21 protein-coding genes are annotated in these 21,514 nt (G+C 70.4%); 11 read left to right on the plus strand and 10 right to left on the minus strand.

Translation table 11 applies throughout. From position 1 onward, the window contains the following. Window positions 1-76 precede the first annotated feature (76 nt). The 7 genes from B7W94_RS08920 to B7W94_RS08950 are packed head-to-tail and all read left to right on the plus strand — an operon-like array spanning window position 77 to window position 6,351. The gene (locus B7W94_RS08920) at window positions 77-394 is read left to right on the plus strand and encodes a PTS sugar transporter subunit IIB (protein ID WP_025105675.1); all 318 of its coding nucleotides are present in this window, start codon (window positions 77-79) and stop codon (window positions 392-394) included. Beyond that, on the plus strand, window positions 391-672 hold the full coding sequence (locus B7W94_RS08925) for an HPr family phosphocarrier protein (protein ID WP_062636567.1): 282 nt from the start codon (window positions 391-393) through the stop codon (window positions 670-672). Before B7W94_RS08920 ends, B7W94_RS08925 begins: the two co-directional genes overlap by 4 nt. Continuing rightward, window positions 669-2,354, plus strand: coding sequence for a phosphoenolpyruvate--protein phosphotransferase (ptsP, locus tag B7W94_RS08930; RefSeq protein ID WP_085606021.1), 1,686 nt, complete (start codon window positions 669-671; stop codon window positions 2,352-2,354). Before B7W94_RS08925 ends, ptsP begins: the two co-directional genes overlap by 4 nt. Then, window positions 2,351-3,985: a PTS mannitol transporter subunit IICB gene (locus tag B7W94_RS08935; protein ID WP_085606022.1), complete on the plus strand. Its 1,635-nt coding sequence runs from the start codon at window positions 2,351-2,353 to the stop codon at window positions 3,983-3,985. The genes ptsP and B7W94_RS08935 overlap by 4 nt, the downstream gene beginning before the upstream one ends. After that, entirely contained in the window at window positions 3,982-4,416 is a 435-nt protein-coding gene (locus tag B7W94_RS08940) for a PTS sugar transporter subunit IIA (protein ID WP_025105671.1), read from the plus strand. The genes B7W94_RS08935 and B7W94_RS08940 overlap by 4 nt, the downstream gene beginning before the upstream one ends. Further along, complete coding sequence (locus tag B7W94_RS08945; protein WP_085606024.1) at window positions 4,413-5,567, plus strand: mannitol-1-phosphate 5-dehydrogenase; 1,155 nt, start codon at window positions 4,413-4,415, stop codon at window positions 5,565-5,567. The genes B7W94_RS08940 and B7W94_RS08945 overlap by 4 nt, the downstream gene beginning before the upstream one ends. Window positions 5,568-5,604: 37 nt before the next feature. Next, window positions 5,605-6,351 carry an alpha/beta hydrolase gene (locus B7W94_RS08950; protein WP_085606026.1) on the plus strand — a complete coding sequence of 249 codons (747 nt, stop codon included), beginning with the start codon at window positions 5,605-5,607 and terminating at the stop codon, window positions 6,349-6,351. Here the strand turns inward: B7W94_RS08950 and B7W94_RS08955 are convergent. From B7W94_RS08955 to B7W94_RS09000, 10 genes are all read right to left on the minus strand, one after another. Next, window positions 6,348-7,217, minus strand: coding sequence for a carbohydrate kinase family protein (locus B7W94_RS08955; RefSeq protein WP_085606028.1), 870 nt, complete (start codon window positions 7,215-7,217; stop codon window positions 6,348-6,350). The genes B7W94_RS08950 and B7W94_RS08955 overlap by 4 nt on opposite strands. Window positions 7,218-7,244: 27 nt before the next feature. After that, window positions 7,245-8,351 carry a polysaccharide deacetylase family protein gene (locus tag B7W94_RS08960; RefSeq protein ID WP_085606030.1) on the minus strand — a complete coding sequence of 369 codons (1,107 nt, stop codon included), beginning with the start codon at window positions 8,349-8,351 and terminating at the stop codon, window positions 7,245-7,247. Between the two features lies 1 nt (window position 8,352). Beyond that, complete coding sequence (locus B7W94_RS08965; RefSeq protein ID WP_085606032.1) at window positions 8,353-9,468, minus strand: adenosine deaminase; 1,116 nt, start codon at window positions 9,466-9,468, stop codon at window positions 8,353-8,355. A gap of 48 nt (window positions 9,469-9,516) precedes the next feature. Further along, window positions 9,517-10,830, minus strand: coding sequence for a thymidine phosphorylase (locus B7W94_RS08970; protein WP_085606034.1), 1,314 nt, complete (start codon window positions 10,828-10,830; stop codon window positions 9,517-9,519). Further along, window positions 10,827-11,225, minus strand: coding sequence for a cytidine deaminase (locus B7W94_RS08975; protein ID WP_085606036.1), 399 nt, complete (start codon window positions 11,223-11,225; stop codon window positions 10,827-10,829). The genes B7W94_RS08970 and B7W94_RS08975 overlap by 4 nt, the downstream gene beginning before the upstream one ends. 28 nt (window positions 11,226-11,253) lie before the next feature. Next, on the minus strand, window positions 11,254-12,537 hold the full coding sequence (locus tag B7W94_RS08980) for an ABC transporter permease (RefSeq protein WP_082758340.1): 1,284 nt from the start codon (window positions 12,535-12,537) through the stop codon (window positions 11,254-11,256). Then, complete coding sequence (locus B7W94_RS08985; RefSeq protein WP_085606038.1) at window positions 12,537-13,844, minus strand: ABC transporter permease; 1,308 nt, start codon at window positions 13,842-13,844, stop codon at window positions 12,537-12,539. Before B7W94_RS08985 ends, B7W94_RS08980 begins: the two co-directional genes overlap by 1 nt. Next, window positions 13,841-15,355: an ABC transporter ATP-binding protein gene (locus tag B7W94_RS08990; protein ID WP_085606040.1), complete on the minus strand. Its 1,515-nt coding sequence runs from the start codon at window positions 15,353-15,355 to the stop codon at window positions 13,841-13,843. Before B7W94_RS08990 ends, B7W94_RS08985 begins: the two co-directional genes overlap by 4 nt. A gap of 105 nt (window positions 15,356-15,460) precedes the next feature. Beyond that, entirely contained in the window at window positions 15,461-16,579 is a 1,119-nt protein-coding gene (locus B7W94_RS08995; protein WP_025105660.1) for a BMP family lipoprotein, read from the minus strand. Window positions 16,580-16,726: 147 nt separating this feature from the next. After that, the gene (locus B7W94_RS09000) at window positions 16,727-17,842 is read right to left on the minus strand and encodes a mannose-1-phosphate guanylyltransferase (RefSeq protein ID WP_025105659.1); all 1,116 of its coding nucleotides are present in this window, start codon (window positions 17,840-17,842) and stop codon (window positions 16,727-16,729) included. Window positions 17,843-18,007: 165 nt separating this feature from the next. Here B7W94_RS09000 and sdhC point away from each other — a divergent pair, with 165 nt between their 5' ends. The 4 genes from sdhC to B7W94_RS09020 are packed head-to-tail and all read left to right on the plus strand — an operon-like array spanning window position 18,008 to window position 21,498. Next, complete coding sequence (gene sdhC / locus B7W94_RS09005; RefSeq protein WP_082758508.1) at window positions 18,008-18,442, plus strand: succinate dehydrogenase, cytochrome b556 subunit; 435 nt, start codon at window positions 18,008-18,010, stop codon at window positions 18,440-18,442. Then, window positions 18,442-18,882 carry a succinate dehydrogenase hydrophobic membrane anchor subunit gene (locus tag B7W94_RS09010; protein ID WP_025105657.1) on the plus strand — a complete coding sequence of 147 codons (441 nt, stop codon included), beginning with the start codon at window positions 18,442-18,444 and terminating at the stop codon, window positions 18,880-18,882. The genes sdhC and B7W94_RS09010 overlap by 1 nt, the downstream gene beginning before the upstream one ends. A 19-nt stretch (window positions 18,883-18,901) precedes the next feature. Continuing rightward, window positions 18,902-20,728: a succinate dehydrogenase flavoprotein subunit gene (gene sdhA, locus B7W94_RS09015; RefSeq protein WP_085606042.1), complete on the plus strand. Its 1,827-nt coding sequence runs from the start codon at window positions 18,902-18,904 to the stop codon at window positions 20,726-20,728. A gap of 2 nt (window positions 20,729-20,730) precedes the next feature. After that, window positions 20,731-21,498, plus strand: a complete 768-nt coding sequence (locus B7W94_RS09020; protein WP_025105655.1) for a succinate dehydrogenase iron-sulfur subunit — start codon at window positions 20,731-20,733, stop codon at window positions 21,496-21,498. Window positions 21,499-21,514: the final 16 nt, after the last annotated feature.

A 21,514-nucleotide genomic window follows, 5' to 3' on the forward strand; every position in this document is an offset into this window, starting at 1 on the left:
TCCGCAGGGGCGGAAGAGAACGTGTTGGTGCCACCGCGGCCTGGTTTCCCAGACTGTTCTCAGGAAGGTGACATCGATGAGGATTCTCGTGGTCTGCGGCGCCGGGGCGTCGAGCACGTTCGTCGCCCAGCGCCTGCGCACCGCCGCCGCCGCGGCGGGACTGGACTGGGACGCGGACGCCGGCGTCGAGAGCACCGTCTCCCTCGGAGGGCACGACCTCGTCCTCGTGGGCCCACACCTCCGCGAGCGCCTCGGCGCCATCCGCGACCTGACCCGCGCGCCCGTCGCGGTCTTGCCGGATGACGTGTTCGCCGATCGCGACGGCGGCCGCACGCTTCTCCTCGCCCAGTCGACCCTCGCCGCTGCCGGCGGGGCCCCGAAAGGAACACCATGACCGCCACCCGCACCGTCCGCATCGGCTCCTCGCATGGACTGCACGCCCGGCCCGCCAAGATCTTCGCGCAGGCCGCGAAGGACTCCGGCCTCGCGGTCACGATCGCCAAGGACTCCGGCAAGCCGGTCAACGCCGCCAGCATCCTCGGGGTGATCGCCCTGGCCATCGAGCACGGCGACTACGTGACGCTCACGGCCGACGGCGACGGCGCAGAGGGGGTCCTGGACACGCTCACCGAGCTGCTGACCACCGACCACGACCAGGACGCCGCCGGATGAGCGCGCTGCGAGGGGTGGGCATCGGTCTTGGCGTCGCGCAGGGACCGGTCGTCCGGATGACCGAGGCGCTGCCCGCGCCCGAGAACACGCCGAGCACCGCGGGGGCGGATAGCGAGCGTGCGCGGGTCCGCGAGGCCGTCGCCGTCGTGGCGCAGGAGCTGACCCAGCGCGGCGAGGCCGCCGGTGGTGCGGCGCAGGAGGTGCTCGAGGCGCAGGCGATGATCGCCGAGGACCCCACCCTGCAGGACGAGGTCGACAGCAGGATCGACGCCGGCGCCACCGCGGAGTGGGCCGTGCACGACGCCTTCGCGGGTTTCCGGGCCACGCTCGAAGCCGTCGGCGGCTACCTCGGTGAGCGCGCCGCCGATCTCGACGACATCGCGCAGCGGGTGCTCGCCCGGCTGCGCGGCGTGGAGGCCCCCGGCGTGCCCGACCCTGGGCACCCGTTCGTCCTCGTGGCGCGTGACCTCGCGCCCGCCGACACCGCACTGCTGAACCTCGACCAGGTGCTCGCCCTCGTCACCACCGACGGCGGCCCGACCTCCCACACGGCGATCCTCGCCAGGGAGAAGGGCATCGTGGCCGTGGTCGGCGTCGGCGACGGGCACGCCCTGACGACCGGGGAGACCGTGATCGTCGACGCGGCCGCGGGAGTCATCACCCGTGAGCCGACCGATGACGAGCGCGCCCGCGCCGCCGAGCGCGCCGCCGCCCGCCGCGCCGCCGACGACGCCCCGCTCACCCCCGGCGCCCTCGCCGACGGCACGCCGGTCGCGCTGCTCGCGAACCTGGGGAAGCCCGCCGACGCCGCCGACGCGGTCGCGCGGGGGGCCGAGGGCGTCGGCCTGTTCCGGACGGAGTTCCTGTTCCTCTCCGCGTCGCAGGCGCCGACGGTCGCCCAGCAGCGGGACGCCTACCGCGAGCTCCTGGAGGCCTTCCCCGGCAAGAAGGTCGTCGTGCGGATGCTCGACGCGGGGGCCGACAAGCCGCTGGCCTTCCTCAACGACGCACACGAGGAGAACCCGGCCCTGGGATTGCGCGGCCTGCGGGCGCTCCGCGCGAGCGAGGACATCCTCCGCGAGCAGCTGACCGCGCTGGCCGAGGCCGACGCCGCGACCGACGCCGACCTGTGGGTCATGGCACCCATGGTGGCCACCGTCGAGGAGACCGTGTACTTCACCGGTCTCGCCCGCGAGTACGGGCTGAAGACAGCCGGCGTCATGGTCGAGGTGCCCTCCAGCGCCTTGCTCGCCGACCGGGTGCTCGCGCACGCCGACTTCGCATCCATCGGCACCAACGACCTCACGCAGTACACGATGGCCGCGGACCGGCTGCTCGGTTCCGTCGCGTCGTTCCAGGATCCCTGGCACCCCGCGGTGCTGCGCCTGGTGCGCGAGGTCGGTGCGGCCGGTGCCCGTCTCGGCAAGCCCGTCGGCATCTGCGGCGAGGCCGCGGCCGATCCGCTGCTCGCCGTCGTCCTCGTGGGCCTCGGTGCGACGAGCCTGTCCATGGCACCGTCCGCCCTCGCCGACGTCCGCCAGGCGCTCGCCGCCCGGACTCGCGACGATGCCCTCCGTCTCGCGGAAGCCGCGCTCGGCGCGGACGACGCCCCCTCCGCCCGCACCGCTGCGGCGACCCTCGCCGCGGCACTCCCCCCTCATCAGAAAGAGACCACATCATGACGACGACGTCACCCGCCGCCACCGCCCCCGGTGGCCTCCGCGTGGGCGTGCAGCGTTTCGGCACGTTCCTCTCCGGCATGATCATGCCGAACATCGCGGCCTTCATCGCCTGGGGCTTCATCACGATGCTCTTCATACCGAAGGGCTTCTTCGGGGCCGAGAGCCCGTTCGGCTGGCACTGGGCCGGCGTCGCCGAGATCATCGGCGGCGGCGGCGACTCCGCCGTCCTCGGCTGGCAGGGCGCGATGACCGCGGTCGCCGAAGGCGCGGACGGCAACATCCTGGCCTACGTGGGCCTGGTCGGCCCGATGGTCACCTACCTGCTGCCCCTCCTGATCGCGAACACGGCCGGACGCATGGTCTACGGCGAGCGCGGCGGCGTGGTCGCCACGATCGCGACCGTCGGCGTGATCGTCGGGACGAACATCCCGATGTTCCTCGGCGCCATGATCATGGGCCCGATCGCCGCGTGGATCATGAAGCAGGTCGACAAGCTGTGGGACGGCAAGATCCGCCCCGGCTTCGAGATGCTCGTCAACAACTTCTCCGCCGGCATCCTGGGCATGATCCTCGCCATCGTCGGGTTCTTCGCCTTCGGCCCGGTCATGCTCGGCATCAGCGCCGCGCTGGGCGCCGCCGTCGACTGGCTCGTCTCGCTCAACCTGCTGCCGCTCGTGTCGATCATCGTCGAGCCGGCCAAGGTGCTGTTCCTCAACAACGCCATCAACCACGGCGTGTTCACCCCGCTGGGGATCGAGCAGGCCGCCGAGACGGGCAAGTCGATCCTCTTCCTCATCGAGGCGAACCCCGGCCCCGGCCTCGGTCTGCTGCTCGCCTTCACCTTCTTCGGGGTCGGCGCGGCGAAGGCCTCCGCTCCCGGTGCCGCCATCATCCAGTTCTTCGGCGGCATCCACGAGATCTACTTCCCGTACGCGCTCAGCAAGCCGACCACGATCCTCGCGCTCATCGCGGGTGGAGCGGCCGGTGTGACCACCAACATGGTCCTCGGCGGCGGGCTCGCCTTCCCGGCGGCCCCAGGCAGCATCATCGCCGTGACCGCCGCGGCCATCGGCCCCGGCGTCGCCAACCTCCTCGTCGTCTACCTGTCGGTCATCATCGCGGCGACCGTGACGTTCCTCATCACCGGCGTCATCCTGCGGGCCTCGCGCAAGCGCGACCTCGCCGCCGAGGGCGACGCGTTCGGCGCGGCCATCGCGCAGACCGAGGCGAACAAGGGCAAGTCCTCCGCGGCGATGGACGCCCTGCGCACCTCGACCGCGACGACAGCCCCGGAGACCACGCCGGCTCCCGCCACCACCGCGGTCGCGGCGTCCCCGATCGAGACCATCGTGTTCGCGTGCGACGCCGGCATGGGCTCGTCCGCCATGGGTGCCAGCGTGCTCCGCAACAAGCTGAAGAAGGCCGGCATCGAGGGCGTCACCGTCACGAACGCCGCCATCGCCAATCTCGACGGCGCCGCCGACGTGGTCATCACGCAGCAGCAGCTCACCGACCGGGCCACGGCGAAGTCGCCGGACTCCCTGCACGTGTCGGTGGACAACTTCATGAACTCGCCGAAGTACGACGAGGTCGTCGAGATGGTCAAGGAACAGCGAAAGGACGAAGAATGAGCGTTCTCACTGCCGAGCAGGTCCGCATCCACCCGGGAGGCGCGTCGCGCGACGACGCCCTCCAGGAGGCGACGGACATCCTCGTCGCCGCCGGTGCGGTGACCCCGGCGTACGTCGACGCGATGCGCCAGCGCGAGGAGACGGTGTCGACGTACATGGGCAACGGCCTGGCGATCCCGCACGGCACGAACGAGGCGAAGGACGCCATCCTCGCCTCCGCCCTCTCCGTCGTCCGCTACGACGGCGGCGTCGACTGGGACGGCGAGCAGGCGCGGTTCGTGATCGGCATCGCCGGCGTCGGCGACGAGCACCTCGACATCCTGTCGCGCATCGCGATCCTCTTCTCCGAGGAGGACGACGTCGCCCGGCTGGAAGCGGCGGCGACGCCGGACGAGCTGTTCGCTCTCCTCTCGGAGGTGAACGAGGGATGAAGGCGGTCCACTTCGGGGCGGGCAACATCGGGCGCGGTTTCGTCGGCCTGCTCCTGCACGAGGGCGGTTACGAGGTCGTTTTCAGCGACGTCGCGGACGCGCTCGTGGAGGCGATCGACCGGGCGGACTCGTACACCGTGCACGAAGCCGGCCCCGGAGGGACCGACCACGTCGTCTCCGGGTTCCGTGCGGTGAACAGCCGCACGGACCCCGCCGTGGTCGCGGAGGAAGTGGCGACGGCCGACGTCGTCACGACCGCCGTCGGCCCCACCGTGCTGCGGTTCGTCGCCCCGTCGATCGTCGCCGGACTCGCGCTGCGCTCCCCCGAGGCCGCGCCGCTGCAGGTGATGGCCTGCGAGAACGCCATCGGCGCCACCGATCAGCTGCGGCAGGAGATCGTCGCCGCGGCGGGGCCGGACGCCGATACGCTGCTCGGCCGCGCCGTGTTCGCGAACACCGCCGTCGACCGGATCGTGCCGGCGCAGCCGGAGGGCGGCGGCATCGACGTCACGGTGGAGCCGTACTTCGAGTGGGCGATCGAGGCCCGGCCGTTCGGCGATACCCCGCCGCGCATCCCCGGCGCCCACTTCGTCGACGACCTCGCGCCGTACATCGAGCGCAAGCTCTTCACGGTGAACACCGGTCATGCCGCCACCGCGTACTTCGGTGCACGGGCGGGCATCGAGCGGATCTCGGACGCCCTCGCGGACGAGGCGATCGCCGCGCAGGTCTCCGCGGCGCTGGAGGAGACCTCGGCGGTGCTGGTCGTCGAACACGGTCTCGATCCTGCGGAGCTCGCGCAGTACCGCGCGACCATCCTCGAGCGGTTCCGCAATCCCGCGCTCGTGGACACCGTGCAGCGCGTCGGCCGGCAGCCGCTGCGGAAGATCTCCCGGCACGAGCGCTTCATCGGTCCCGCGGCGATGGCCGCCGAGCACGGACTGTCGACGGACGCGCTCGTGGCGGCCGTCGCCGCCGCACTGGAGTTCGACGACCCTGCCGACGAGCAGGCGGTCGAGCTGCAGACGCTGCTCCGCTCCGAAGACCCCGCAGGCTTCACCGTCCGCACCACGGGGCTCGATCCGGAGCACCCGCTCTTCGCCGCCGTCCGCGACGCCGTGGCACTCCGCCAGGCGGCACTCGCCGGCTGAGCGGACGCGGCGTCCGGACGGGAGTAGCGTTGCTGCTGTGCAGCAGAAGCCCCGACGCCGCGTCCTGAGACGAGTCCTGTGGAGTGTGGCGATCGTCCTCGTGCTCGCCGTCGGCGGGATCCTCGTGTGGAGCCAGGTCGGCGTCATGGCCGCGGAGCCCGAACCGCTCGCCGCCGTCCCGGAGAACCCCTCGATCACGGTGACCGATGCCGAGGAGGGGATCGTCCTGGAGCCTGCGGACGGCTCGTCCGACCGCGGACTCGTCTTCATCCCGGGGGCGAAGGTCGACCCGTGGGCCTACGCCTCGATCCTCCAGGGGATCGCGGAGGAGGGCACCACGGTCGTGATCACGCGGCCCTGGCTCAACCTCGCCTTCTTCGATCCCCGCGGCCTCGGCTCGTTCACGAGTGCCGCGCCCGACGTGGACACCTGGGCCGTGGGCGGTCACTCCCTCGGGGGGGTGCGCGCCTGCCAGCTCGCGACGGACGCCGATGCCCTCGTCCTCTTCGCCTCCTACTGCGCGACCGACCTCGCCGGAACCGGCCTCCCGGTGCTCAGCGTCTCCGGCAGTGAGGACGGCCTCTCCACACCCGAGAAGATCGCGGACGCCCGCTCCGAGCTCCCCGCGGACGCCGAGTTCGTCGAGATCGACGGCGCCTCCCACGCCTCCTTCGGCGACTACGGCCCCCAGTCCGGTGACGGTACCCCGACCATCGACGACGAGGAGATGCACGCCGAGGTCACCGAGGTCGTCGGCGGCTTCCTGGAGCAGGTCGCTCCCTAGGCCGCCCGCGGATCACCGAGGATCGGGTCGAGCAGCGGATGCAGGTGCCGGGTGGTCAGCACTCCGGTCGCCGAGCGCGCACCCGCCGAGAGCGCCGACGCCAGGTCCGCCCCCGCCAGCCGCGCGTCGAGGACTCCGGCCAGGAACGCGTCGCCCGCGCCATTGGTGTCGACGACGGTGGTCGGCAGCGCGGGCACCCGCAGCTCGGCGCCGTCCGCTCCGACCGCGACCGCTCCCTCCGCGCCGAGCGTGCACACCGCGAACGCCGCTCCCGCCGCGACGACGGCGCGGAGGAACTCCACCGGCGCGGCCAGCCGATCCGCGTTGCAGAAGACCGCCGCAGCCGCCGCCAGGAAGGGCCGGTGGTACCCGTCGACGCCGTCATAGTCGTGCACGTCGACCCAGAGCGGCGTGCCGCTGGCCGCCGCGAGCGGGAGCAGCCGCCGCGGCTCGGCGGCCAGATCGAGCACGACGGCGTCGGCCGCGGCCATCTCGGCGGCGTGCGCGGCGTCGTCCGTGCCTGACGTCTCCGTCGGCGTGGAGAGGTACAGCGACACCCGGTCGCCCTGCGCCGTCATGAGGTTGAGGTGCCGCTCCGTGGTTCCGTCCGTCCACTGCGCGACCACCCCGGCCGCCTCCAGTGCCGCACGCACCCGCAGCCCCTCCTCGTCCTCCCCGGCGACGGCATGCAGCACGACGGATCGGCCGAGCGCCGTCAGGCTCAGCGCCTTGCCCGCACTCGTGCCGCCGACCGTCTCCCAGCTCGCCTGCGCGAACTGCATGTGCGGCACGGGCTCGGGGAGTCGGTCGAGGAGGACCATGCGGTTCCAGGAGGCGGGACCGGCGAGGAAGACGGAAGCGGGCATGCCCTCATCCTCGCGCCTCGTGCGGGGTCACCCGATGCGCGACACCAGGGCATCCAGGCCCATTCCGTAGTCGATGCGCACGACGGGGAGGGCCAGCTTGTCCGTCCCGATCACCACGTATCCGGGATCGATGGTCCGCGCCAGCTCGTAGCCCGCCTGGCGGACGCCCTCCTTCGCCGTGTCGTCGTAGTGGCCGAACGGGTAGGCCACCACCTCGCGGACGCCGAGCACGTCCCCCGACGTGGTGAGATCGGCGGCGATCTGCGCGGGCGTCCCGTTGACCATGCGTCCCCTGCCGTCCTCGCCGGCCTGATGCATGTCATGGGTGTGCGAGCGCCGCTGGACCCACGGCGAGGGCGCGGGGTCCTGACGATAGGCCGTGACCATGAACGAGGTGCTGAGGAGCCGGTGTGCGTCCACCACCGGCACCGCGAGGTCGAACCACGTCTGATCGGCGTCGTCGTCGGTGATGATGACGCTCCGCGCCGGGAGGGAGAGCCGCCCGTCGATGAACGCGCTGAGCTCGTCCCAGGTCGGCAGATAGAAGCCGGTGGTCGCGATGTGCGCCATGTGCGCCTCGAAGTCGCCGATGTACGCGTAGTTGCCGCGCAGCCACCCCTTCTCCCCCGCCGGGTCGGCCGTGAACTGGTGGTACATCAGGATGGGTACGCGCACGCCCTCGGCCGCGTTCTCCTCGGGCGTCTTCCAGGCGGCGAAGAGCTCCGTCTGCTGCTGCTCGCACGCGACCGGATCCGCGCCGTTCACCCGAGCTTCCACCGTGAAGGCGGCGGCAGCGTCGGCGCTGGCGTACCAGCCCGCGAACACCCGGCCGTCGAGCCGCGGGATCGGCAGCCCCCGATACGGCTCGTCCTGCAGCTGCAGCATCGGCGCGGTCGGCGCCCCGTCGCCGCGGAAGGTGACCGCGCACGCGCGGGGATCGTCCGCGTCCGCCAGGATCTGCTGCGACGGCGTGAGCGGAGGCGCCGCGACGGTGCCCTGGGCCTTCGGAATCCGCTCCTCCGGCGTGCGATGGAGCCCCGCGAACGCCGCGACGCCCCCTCCGACGATGACGACGGCGACGAGCGCGCCGACGAGTCCGGCTCGTGACCGCGACGACCTCCCCCCGGAGCGCATGTCAGGTGTCGAAGCCCTCGGCGATCATCTCGACGAGTTCCTCCCGTTCCTCGACGGGGAGGAAGGCCGCGGCGGCGGCGTTGAACTGGAAGGCCTCGAGGTCGTCGAGGTCGTACTCGAAGGTCTGCACGAGGAGGGCCAGCTCCCTGGTGAGCGAGGTGGCGCTCATGGTGCGGTTGTCCACGTTCACGGTCACCGCGAAGCCGAGCTGGTAGAGCAGGTCGAACGGGTGATCGGCGAGCGTCTTGCCCCACGCGGCGACCGCCCCCGTCTGCAGGTTCGACGACGGGGAGAGCTCCAGCGGGATCTCCCGGTCGCGCACCCAGCGCGCGAGGTCGCCGAAGCGCACCTGCACCTCGTCGCCCTCCTGCGTGACGACCTCGAGGTCCTCCGCGATGCGGACGCCGTGTCCGAGGCGGAGCGCACGACCGTCCAGCAGGGCCGAGCGGATCGAGGCGAGGCCCGCCGCCTCGCCCGCGTGCACGGTCACCGGGAAGAAGTTCTCGGAGAGGTAGTCGAATGCCGCGCGGTGGTCGGACGGCGGGAAGCCGTCCTCGGGTCCGGCGATGTCGAAGCCGACGGCCCCCCGTCCGCGGAAGTCCACAGCGAGCTCGGCGATCTTCCTGGCCCTGTCGGTGTGCCGCATGGCGGTGAGGAGCTGTCCGACGCGGATGCTGCGACCGTCCCGGTCCGCCGCGTCCTCGCCCTCCTCGATCCCCTGCTGCACGGCCTCGACGGCGTCCTCCAGCGAGAGACCGCCGGCCTGGTGCTGTTCCGGTGCCCAGCGCACCTCGCCGTAGATGACGCCGTCGGCCGCGAGGTCCTGCACGAACTCGCGCGCCACCCGGGTCAGTCCCTCCCGGGTCTGCATGACCGCGGTGGTGAGCTCGAAGGTCTTCAGGTACTCCTCCAGCGACCCTGCGTCGCTCTTCTTCGCGAACCAGGAGCCGAGCGTCGCCGGGTCGGAGGCCGGGAGGTCGAGACCGATCGCGTCGGCGAGCTCGATGATCGTGGCCGGACGCACGGCGCCGTCCAGGTGGTCGTGCAGCGACACCTTCGGCAGACTCCGCAGGGAGACGCCCTGGATGGCGACGTCGCCGTTCGCATCGATCGACATGGGGATCCTCTCGGTCGCGGGGTGTCCGTCCAGGCTAGCGCCCGGGCCTCACGCCGTGATGCGCTCGCGGACGATCGGACCCACGGTCGGCGCCTCGTCGCCGAGCTCCCAGGCCCCTTCGAGTGCCTCGATGGCTCGGGGGAAGCGCGCCTCGTCCGCCGCCGACAGGGTGAACAGCGGCTGCCCGGCGGCGACCCGGTCGCCCGGCTTCGCGTGCAGGTCGATGCCCGCCTCGAAGATCACCGGGTCCTCGGCCCGCGCGCGGCCGGCGCCGAGACGCCACGCGGCGATGCCGAAGGGGAGCGCGTCCATCCGGGTCACGACGCCGTCCGCGGGCGCCGTGACGACGTGCGTCTCCCGCGCGACCGGGAGGGCCGCGTCGGGGTCGCCGTCCTGGGCGCGGATCATCGCCTTCCAGGTGTCCATGGCGCGGCCGTCGTCCAGCGCCGCCTCCACGTCCGCATCGGGCCGGCCGGCCAGGGCGAGCATCTCCCTGGCGAGCGCGATGGTCAGCTCCCGCACGTCGGCGGGTCCCCCGCCGGCGAGGATCTCGACCGACTCGCGGACCTCGTTGGCGTTGCCGATCGCGCGGCCCAGCGGGACGTTCATGTCGGTCAGCAGCGCCGTGGTGGCGACGCCGGAGTCGGTGCCGAGCGCGACCATCGTGCGGGCGAGCTCGCGGGCGCGGTCGATGTCCTGCATGAAGGCGCCGGAGCCGAACTTCACGTCCAGGACGAGGGCGTCGGTCCCCTCGGCGATCTTCTTCGACATGATGCTGGAGGCGATCAGCGGGATGGCCTCCACGGTGCCGGTCACGTCGCGGAGCGCGTAGAGCTTCTTGTCGGCGGGAGCGAGACCAGAGCCCGCGGCGCAGATCACGGCCCCGACGTCACCCTGCATCTGCGCGAACATCTCCTCGTTGCTGAGCGCCGCGCGCCAGCCGGGGATCGACTCCAGCTTGTCGAGCGTGCCGCCGGTGTGGCCGAGACCGCGGCCGCTGAGCTGCGGGACCGCCACGCCGAACGAGGCGACAAGCGGCGCGAGCGGCAGGGTGATCTTGTCGCCGACGCCGCCCGTGGAGTGCTTGTCCACGGTCTTCTTGCCGAGGGTCGCGAAGCTCATCCGCTCACCGGACGCGATCATCGCATCGGTGAGGACGCGGATCTCGTCGCGCTCCATGCCGCGCTGGAAGATCGCCATCGCGAAGGAGGCCATCTGCGCGTCGGACACATAGCCGCGCGTGTAGGCGTCGACCATCCACCGCAGAGCGGGCTCGGGCACGACGCCCCCGTCGCGCTTGGCCCGGATCACATCGACCGCGTCGAACGGCTCGATGGCTCCCTGAGCCTGTCCAGCGGTCATCGTGCTTCCTCCAGGTCGCGCGGCCCGAACGCATCGGGCAGCACCTCGTCGATCGTGCGGATGCCGGAGACGGTCTCCAGCAGCATGCCGGGTACGGCGTGCTCGAACAGCAGCTGCCGGCATCGGCCGCAGGGCATGATGGTCTCGCCGTCGTTGTTCACGCACACGAAGGCGACGAGCTGGCCGCCGCCGGACATGAACAGGTCGCCCACGAGCGAGCACTCGGCGCACAGCGTGACGCCGTACGAGGCGTTCTCGACGTTGCAGCCGGCCACGATCCGCCCGTCGCTGACGAGCGCCGCCGCCCCCACGCGGTAGCGCGAGTACGGCGCGTACGCCTTGGTCATGGCCTCCGCGGCGACCTGGCGCAGCTCGTCCCAGTCGATGTCCGTCATGGTGATGGTTCCTTCTTCCCTGCGGGTTCTACGACTTGATGTACGGCTTGCCGCTGGCGGCAGGACCCCGGATCTGTCCGGCGAACCCGGCGACCGCGAGCAGCGTGACCACGTACGGCAGCATGAGCATGAACTCGCCGGGGATCGGCGTCTTCAGGATCGAGAGCAGGTTCTGCAGGTTCGTCGCGAATCCGAAGAGCAGGGCGGCGAGCGTCGCGCGGATCGGGTCCCAGCGTCCGAAGATCACCGCGGCGAGGGCGATGAAGCCGAGCCCGGCCGTCATCTCCTTGCCGAACTGCGGGACCGAGACGAGGGTGAAGTACGCGCCGCCGATGCCGGCGATCGCGCCCGCGAGCAGCACGTTCCAGAACCGCGTCGGGTTGACCCGGATGCCGACCGTGTCGGCCGCCTGCGGGTGCTCGCCCACGGCGCGGAGGCGCAGGCCCCACTTGGTGCGGTACAGGCCCCACGCGACGACGGCCACGGTGATGAACATGAGGTACACGATGAAGGTCTGGTTGAAGAGCACCGGACCGATGATCGGGATGTCGCTCAGCACCGGGATCTCGATGCGGGAGAAGCGCACCGGGGTGTTCAGTTCGGCCTCGTTCGGGGCGAGGAGCGCGCCGTAGAGGAAGCCCGTGAGGCCGGTGACGAGGACGTTGAGGACGACACCGACGATGACCTGCTCGACGAGGTACTTGATCGCGAACGCCGCCAGCACGCTCGCGACGAGAACGCCGCCGATCATGGCGCCGATGAGGCCCACGAAGGCGTTGCCGGTGATGCTGGACAGGAGCGCCGCCGAGAACGCGCCGAGGAGCAGCTGCCCCTCGATGGCCACGTTGACGACACCGGCCCGCTCGCCGATGACACCGCCGAGCGCGCCGAACACGAGCGGCACCGACAGCGACACGGCGCCGAAGAGGAGGCTCGTGACGGGGACCAGGCCCCCGGCCGCGGCCCAGACGAGGAACGCGAAGACGGCGAGCACGCCATAGGCGACGATGAGCCAGATCGACGGCGCACGGTACGTCCATGCCCGGAGGAAGGCCCCGACCGTGAGGACGACGAGCACGGCGAAGACCACCCAGAAGGTCGGCGCGGTGGGCAGCCCCACGTCGGGGAGCTCGAAGGCCGACGTGCGGTCCCCGAGGCGGAAGGTGCTGGTGCCGCTGCGCGGTACGGCGAGGAAGAGCACCGCCAGCAGCGCGGTGACGACCGCGAGGCTGATCGGCGCCTTGAGGTGGCGCTCCCGGACGGTGGCGAGCTGCACCGTGCCGTCGGCGGCTTCGGTCTGCACGAGCGACATCATGCCGTCACCGCCTTCTTCGCGGCCTTGGCTCTCGCCTTGGCCGCCTTCTCTGCGTCGGACTTGGGGAGGAAGAACACCGTGCGCAGCAGCGGCGGCGCGGCGATGAACAGCACGACGAGCGACTGCACGACGAGCACGATGTCGACGGGGATGTCCTGCGCCTGCATCGAGAACGAGCCCGCTTTGAGGGCACCGAACAGGATTCCGGCCGCGAAGGTCCCCCAGGCGCGGCTGCGCCCGAGGAGGGCGACCGTGATGGCGTCGAAGCCGATGCCGGCGTCGATGGTCTCGGTGACGCCGGTGGTGACGGCGCCCTGGAGCTGGTTCATCCCGGCGAGGCCGGCGAGGGCACCCGCGAAGAGCATCGCGTAGACGTAGACGCGCTTGACGCTGATGCCCGCGGCGCGAGCGGCGTGCGGGTTCTCCCCCACCGCGCGCATGCGCATGCCCAGCGAGGAGCGCTCGATGAGCCACCACACGAACACCGTCGCGATGACCACGATGACGAAGCCGAGGTCGAGCAGCGGGAACTGCGGGCCGAGCAGGGTCGGGAACTGCGCGCTCTCCGGCGTGGCCGAGCCGAGCGCCTGGTTGGTCCCCGGCTTCTGCAGGAGCCCGGGCGTGCGGATCATCCACAGCAGCAGGTAGTACGCGATGTAGTTGAGCATGATCGTGAGGATCACCTCGTGCGCGCCCGTGCGTGCCTTGATGAGACCGGCGATGCCGCCCCAGAGCGCCCCGCCGGCGATACCGGCCAGCAGCGTGACGGGGAGGTGGAACCAGATCGGCAGGTCGAGGTTGAAGGTCAGCAGGGCCGCGACCGCGACGCCGACGAGCATCTGACCGCGGGCGCCGATGTTGAACAGACCGACGCGGAAGGCGAGCGCGACGCCCAGACCGGCGGCGATCAGCGGAGCCGCGAAGCCCAGCGTGTTCGTCAACGGACGGATCTGGGCGGCGAAGTCGGCGCCGCGGGCGTTGAAGATCGCTCCCCGGAACAGCGCCTCGTAGCCGTTGTAGACCGCGTTCCAGGCCGCGACGAACGTGTCGCTCGGCTTGGCGAAGAAGTACCCGGAGGCCTTCTGCACGTCTTCGTTGGTGACGGCGATGAGGATGCCGCCGACGATGAGCGCGAGGACGATCGCCAGGATCGTCGTGACGGCGCTGCCGCGGAGGATCTCCTTGAGGACGACGTTGCCGCGCGGAGGCGGGGGTACCTCGTCCGCGAGGCCCGTGCTGGGCGGGAGCTGCTCCGGAGGCAGCCCCTTCGTGACGTCTCCTGCACCGGGTGTCGCGCCGCTCACGCGGTCACCTCCGCATCGGCCGCTCCGGCCATCATGAGTCCGAGTGTCTCCCGGGGCGTGTCACCGGGGACGATGCCGACGATGGTGCCGCGGTACATGACCGCGATCCGGTCGGCGAGGGCGGCGACCTCGTCGAGCTCGGTAGAGACGACGATCACGGGGATGCCCGCGTCCCGCGTCTCGATGATGCGCTTGTGGATGAACTCGATCGAGCCCACGTCCACCCCGCGGGTCGGCTGCGCCGCGACGAAGAGCCGCAGTTCGCGGCTCATCTCGCGGGCGATCACGACCTTCTGCTGGTTGCCTCCGGAGAGAGTGCCCGCGGGAGTGTCCGGGCCCTGCGTGCGGATGTCGTACTCCGCGATGCGCTTCTTGGCGAAGTCCTCCAGGGCGCCGCGGCGCAGCGTCCCGGCCCGGCTGAACGCGGGATCGTCTGAGCGGTCGAGGATGAGGTTCTCGGCGACCGAGAATCCGGCGACGAGGCCGTCCTCGGTGCGGTCCTCCGGGACGAACCCGACGCCGGCGTCGAGGATGCCGCGGACGCTCTTGCCCACGAGCTCGGTGCCGTCGAGGATGATGTTCCCCTCGACGCGTGCGGCGAGGCCCACGATGGCCTCGACGAGCTCGGTCTGGCCGTTGCCCTGCACACCGGCGACGGCGAGGACCTCGCCGGGTCGCACGGTGAAGTCGACGTCGTCGACGACGATCGCTCCGGTGGCGGTGAGCACGCGGAGGTTGCGGACCTCCAGGCCGCCCTCGCCCAGCCGCGGAGCCTCCTTGTGCACGGTCAGCTCGACCGCGCGGCCGACCATCAGCGAGGCCAGTTCGGCGTTGGTGGCGGTCGGCGAGGCCTCCCCCACCACCCGACCGAGCCGGACGATCGTGATGCGGTCGGCGACCTCGCGCACCTCGCGCAGCTTGTGCGTGATGAAGACGATCGCGGTGCCCTCGTCTCGGAGCTGGCGCATGATGGCCATGAGCTCGTCGGTCTCCTGCGGCGTCAGCACCGCGGTCGGCTCGTCGAAGACGAGGACCTTGGCGTCGCGGGACAGCGCCTTGATGATCTCGACGCGCTGCTGCACACCCACCGGCAGGTCGCCGACGACGGCGTCCGGATCGATGTCGAACCCGAACCGCGCGGCGACCGCGCGCACGTGCTCGCGGGCCTTCGCGATGTCCAGCGTGCCGAGGCCCTTGGTCTGCTCGTGCCCGAGCATGACGTTCTCGGCCACCGTGAACACCGGCACGAGCATGAAGTGCTGGTGCACCATGCCGATGCCGGCGGCCATCGCGTCGCCAGGGCCGCGGAAGTGCTGCACGACGTCGTCGAGGAGGATCTCGCCCTCGTCGGCCTGATACAGGCCGTAGAGCACGTTCATCAGCGTCGACTTGCCTGCGCCGTTCTCGCCGAGGAGAGCGTGGATCTGACCGGGTTCGACCACGAGATCGATGTGGTCGTTCGCCACGAGGCTGCCGAATCGCTTGGTGATGCCGCGAAGTTCGAGCTTCATATCTGCACCTTATCCAGAAGAGTCACCGAGGAGAATCGTCGCCGCCCACAGTGCGGGGCGAGTGGCAGCCTGCGCCACTCGCCCCGTGCTGGGTACGGCTCCGACTCAGCGGGTGGGAGAGTTCTCGGACTCCACCGTGATGTCGCCGGAGATGATCTGCTCCTGCAGAGCGGACAGCTCGTCCGTCAGGCCCTCGGGCAGGTCCGCCTCGAAGTCGCCGAAGCCGGAGAGCTTGACGCCCTCGTTCTCGAGCGTGCCGATGTAGGGCTCCGGGTCGAACTCGCCGGCGGCGGCCGCGAGCGTCGCGTCGCGGACGGCCACGTCGATGGCCTTCATGATCGAGACGAGCGTGATGTCGGCGACGCTGGGGTCGGCGACGGCGAGGTCGCTGTCGACACCGAGCATCAGCGTGTCCTTGCCGCTGTCGTTGATCGCCGCTGCGGCGCTCTGGTAGACCGGGCCGCCGACGGGGAGGATGACGTCGACACCCTGGTCGAGCACGCCCTGGGCGGTCTGCTTGGCCGTGTCGTTGGCGTCGAAGCCACCCGTGAAGGAGCCCTTCTGGGTCTCGGCGTCCCATCCGAAGACCTGGACGTCGGCCGACTTGTCCTCGTTGTACTTCTCGACGCCGAGCTGGTAGCCGTCCATGAAGACCGCGACCGACGGGATCTGCATGCCGCCGAAGGTGCCGACCTTGTTCACGCCGGCCTCCGCGGACCAGGCGGCCGCCGCGTAGCCACCGAGGTAGGCGGCCTGGGCGGTGTCGAAGACGAGGGGCTTGATGTTCGGCGCGTCGGTGGTGCCGTCGAAGTCGTTGTCGGCCCAGTCGTCGATGATCGCGTAGTCGATGTCGGGGTTCGCGAGCGCGGACTCGACCGTGGCGGCGGACAGCTTGAAGCCGACCGAGACGATGAGCGAGCAGCCCTCGGAGACGGCGGTCTCGAGGTTCGGCGCGTAGTCGTTGTCGTTCGCGGACTCGAACTCCAGCGGCTTGATGCCGAGCTCGTCGGCGGCGCTGTCCATGCCCTCCTTGGCCGACTGGTTGAACGACTTGTCGTTCCAGCCGCCGGCGTCGGAGATGAGGCAGGGCTTGAAGTCGGAGTCGACGGGGGCGGATCCGCCCTCGGACTCGTCGGTCGGCGCCTGACCGCAGCCGGCAAGAGCGAAGACGACACCGGCGGCGACCGTCGCGCCGAGCAGCTTCTTGGTGGTGGAGATGGTCACGGATGCCTCCCTCAACGAACCCGCGGCCATCGCGGATCGATCAAAGTTACCTAGTGTTTCGACGTTCGTGCACGTCGGCCCCGGGCGGCCGGGCCAATGGTTACAAAGCTGAAATCAACCCTGCCGATGAGCACTGACCGATGCTCATCAGAGCACGTCGCCCTGTCCGTTGAGTTTCAACGACTCCACCACGCCCTTCACCCGCTGCGCGTTCTCGACCGTCGTGACCAGGAGCGCGTCGGGGGTGTCGACCACGACGATGTCCTGCACGCCGACGAGGCTGATCACGCGGCTGGTCTGGCTGACGAGGATGCCGCTGGCCGCGTCGGTGAGCACCCTGGCGCGGGGTCCGAGGACGGCGAGGTCGTTCTTGCGGCCGTTCGTGATGAGCTTCGTCAGCGACGCGAAGTCCCCCACGTCATCCCAGTCGAAGTGCCCGGGGACCACGGCGAGGCGCCCGCGCCGCGCCGCCGGCTCCGCGACGGCGTAGTCGATCGCGATCTTCTTCAGCCGCGGCCAGATGCGGTCGACGGCCGGCCCGCGGAGCTCCCGGTCGTCCCAGGCCTCGGCGAGCTCGAGCAGACCGGCGTGCAGCGCGGGCTCGTTGGCCGCGAGCTCGTCCAGCAGGACGCTCGCCTTCGCGATGAACATGCCCGCGTTCCACAGGTAGGTGCGCTCGGCGAGGTACGCCTTGGCCGTCTCCAGATCCGGCTTCTCGACGAAGCTCTCGACGAGGGCCGCCTCCCTGGCGCGCTCGACGACCAGCTCCGGCCCCTTCTTGATGTAGCCGAAGCCGACCGCCGGCTCGGTCGGCGCGATGCCGATCGTGCAGATGTAGCCCTCCCTCGCGACCTCGACGGCGTCGCGGACGGCGAACTCGAAGACCCGCGTGCCCCGGATGACGTGGTCGGCGCTGAACGAGCCGATGATGACGTCCGGGTTGCGCCGGTGCAGCACGGCCGCCGCCAGCCCGATCGCCGCCGCGGACTCGCGGGGCTCGGATTCCAGGAAGACGTTGAGGTCGGCGATCCCCGGCAGCTCCGCCTCCACCGCCGCCCGGTGCGCGCGCCCGGTGACCACCGCGATCCGGTCCGGACCGGCGAGCGGCTCCAGACGGTCCCACGTGTCGCGCAGCAGCGAATGCCCGGACCCGGTGAGATCGTGCAGGAACTTCGGGGCGTCCGCCCGGGACAGCGGCCACAGCCGACTGCCGATGCCGCCGGCAGGGATGACCGCGTAGAAGTCTTCGATCGGCTCGCTCATGCAGGCCAGCGTAGCGGCGGGTCCGACTTAGGCTCCCCTTCGTCGCCCGGGGCGTCCGCGCGGGAATAGGATGGACACCGATCGGGCGTGCCTGACCCTCCTCCAGGCCAGATGTGGACGAAGCAGCGCACGCGACCGAAACACATCGATCCAGGGAGGACGACCGTGTCCACAAGCGCTCGCTTGACACCGTCGATTTCGGAAACCACGTCCAAGACCCCCCGCGGCACCCTCTATCGGGGTCGCGAAGGCATGTGGTCGTGGGTGCTTCACCGCATCACCGGAGTCGCCATCTTCTTCTTCCTGTTGGTGCACGTGCTCGACACGGCGCTGATCAGGGTGTCGCCGGAGGCGTACGACGCGGTCATCGGCACATACAAGAACCCGGTCATGGCGATCGGCGAGGTCGTCCTCGTGGCGGGCATCGTCTTCCACGCCATGAACGGCCTGCGCATCATCGCCGTCGACTTCTGGTCGAAGGGCGCCAAGTACCAGCGCCAGCTCTTCTGGGGCGTGCTGCTCGTGTGGGGCATCATCATGGCCGGCTTCGTCCCGCGCCACCTGATGCTCGCGTTCGCCGGCTTCGGAGGAGGACACTGATGACCGCCCAGACCGTCGCCGCTCCCGCCCGTCGCCAGCGCGGCGTCAACCTCGAGAAGTGGGGCTGGGTCTTCATGCGCGTCTCGGGCGTCGTGCTCGTCGTGCTGATCTTCGGCCACCTCTTCGTCAACCTCATGGTCGGCGAGGGCATCCACGCCCTCGACTTCGCCTTCATCGCCGGCAAGTTCGCCACCCCGTTCTGGCAGTGGTGGGACGTGCTGATGCTCTGGCTCGCACTCATCCACGGTGCCAACGGCATGCGGACGATCGTGAACGACTACGTGACCAACCCGACCGCGCGCAAGGCGCTCGTCTGGGCCCTCGGCCTGGCCGCGGGCCTGCTCATCCTCCTCGGCACCCTGGTCGTCTTCACGTTCGACCCGTGCCTGGGTGTGACCGAGTCGAGCACGCTGTGGGAGACCTGCCAGGCGCAGGGCTAGAAGAAGAGGCAAACGAGAAGTGACTACCCAGACGCAGGATTCCGTCGTCCGTGACGGCGTGCACTACCACCAGTTCGACATCGTCATCGTGGGCGCCGGCGGCGCCGGCATGCGGGCGGCCATCGAGGCCGGCCCCGGCGCGAAGACGGCCGTGATCTCCAAGCTGTACCCGACGCGCTCGCACACCGGTGCCGCGCAGGGCGGTATGGCGGCGGCCCTCGCGAACGTCGAGGAGGACTCCTGGGAGTGGCACACCTTCGACACCGTGAAGGGCGGCGACTACCTCGTCGACCAGGACGCGGCGGAGATCCTCGCGAAGGAGGCCATCGACGCGGTCATCGACCTCGAGAACATGGGTCTCCCCTTCAACCGCACCCCCGAGGGCAAGATCGACCAGCGTCGCTTCGGCGGTCACACGGCCGAGCACGGCAAGACCCCGGTCCGCCGCGCCTGCTACGCCGCCGACCGCACCGGTCACATGATCCTGCAGACGCTGTTCCAGAACTGCGTCAAGCTCGGCATCAACTTCTTCAACGAGTTCTACGCGCTCGACCTCATCACCGTGAAGGACGCGGCGGGCGCGACGCAGATCGCCGGCGTGGTGGCCTACGACCTCGCCACGGGCGAGCTGCACGTCTTCCAGTCCAAGGCCGTGATCTTCGCGACCGGCGGTTTCGGCAAGATCTTCAAGACGACCTCCAACGCGCACACCCTCACGGGCGACGGCGTCGGCATCGTCTGGCGCAAGGGCCTCCCCCTCGAGGACCTCGAGTTCTTCCAGTTCCACCCGACCGGCCTCGCCGGCCTCGGAATCCTCCTCACCGAGGGCGCCCGCGGCGAGGGTGCGATCCTGCGCAACGCCTCGGGTGAGCGCTTCATGGAGCGGTACGCCCCCACCATCAAGGACCTGGCGCCCCGAGACATCGTCGCGCGCTGCATGGTCCAGGAGGTCGCGGAGGGCCGCGGCGCCGGTCCCCACAAGGACTACGTGCTGCTGGACTGCACGCACCTGGGCGCCGAGGTGCTGGAGACCAAGCTCCCCGACATCACCGAGTTCGCCCGCACCTACCTGGGCGTCGACCCGGTCGTCGAGCCGGTCCCCGTCATGCCGACCGCGCACTACGCCATGGGCGGCATCCCCACGAACAACAACGGCGAGGTGCTCGCGGACAACGACACCGTCGTCCCCGGCCTCTACGCCGCCGGCGAGTGCGCCTGCGTCTCGGTGCACGGCGCCAACCGCCTCGGCACGAACTCGCTGCTCGACATCAACGTGTTCGGCAAGCGGTCCGGCCGCAACGCCGTCGAGTACGTCAAGACGGCCGAGTTCGTCCCGCTGCCGGAGAACCCCGCCGGGTTCGTCTCCGACATGCTCGAGGGCCTGCGCAACAACCAGGGCACCGAGCGGATCGCGGTCCTCCGCAAGACGCTGCAGGACGAGATGGACAAGGGCGCGCAGGTGTTCCGCACGCACGAGTCGCTGCAGCACGTCCTCGGCGTGATCGCGGAGCTCCGTGAGCGCTACAAGAACGTGCACGTCGACGACAAGGGCCACCGGTTCAACACCGACCTGCTCGAGGCCGTCGAACTGGGCTTCCTGCTCGACATCGCCGAGGTCGTCGTCTACGCCGCGCAGAACCGCGAGGAGAGCCGCGGCGGCCACATGCGCGACGACTTCCCGAAGCGCGACGACGAGAACTACATGAAGCACACCATGGCGTACCTCACGGGCGACCCGCACTCCTCCGACCCGAGCGACCACATCAAGCTCGACTGGAAGCCGGTCGTCTTCACCAAGAACGACAAGGGCGAGTTGAACTACCCGCCGATGGAGAGGAAGTACTGAGCATGTCGAACGCCATCGCCGAAGCGCCGGCCGAGACGACCGAAGACACCGGGATCCAGTCCTTCATCGTCACCTTCAACATCCGCCGGTTCGACCCCGAGGTCGACGCCGAGCCGCACTGGGTCGACTACGACGTGGAGCTCTACTCCACCGACCGCGTGCTCGACGCCCTGCACAAGATCAAGTGGGAGGTCGACGGCTCGCTGACCTTCCGCCGCTCCTGCGCCCACGGCATCTGCGGTTCCGACGCCATGCGCATCAACGGCCGCAACCGCCTGGCCTGCAAGACGCTGATCAAGGACCTCGACATCTCGAAGCCGATCTACGTCGAGGCCATCAAGGGCCTGCCGCTGGAGAAGGACCTCGTCGTCGACATGGAGCCGTTCTTCGCGTCGTACCGCGAGGTGCAGCCGTTCCTCGTCGCGAACTCCGTGCCGGAGAAGGGCAAGGAGCGCACGCAGTCCATCGCCGATCGCGAGATCTTCGACGACACCACCAAGTGCATCCTGTGCGCCGCGTGCACCTCGTCGTGCCCGGTGTTCTGGACCGACGGCCAGTACTTCGGTCCGGCCGCGATCGTCAACGCGCACCGCTTCATCTTCGACTCGCGCGACGACAACGCCGCGGTGCGTCTCGACATCCTCAACGACAAGGAGGGCGTCTGGCGCTGCCGCACGACCTTCAACTGCTCCGAGGCGTGCCCCCGCGGCATCGAGGTCACCAAGGCCATCGCCGAGGTCAAGCAGGCAGTCCTCCGCGGGCGTCCCTGACGCACCGGCACAGGCA

The sequence above is a fragment of the Microbacterium sp. LEMMJ01 genome (assembly GCF_002114135.1).
GTDB lineage: Bacteria > Actinomycetota > Actinomycetes > Actinomycetales > Microbacteriaceae > Microbacterium.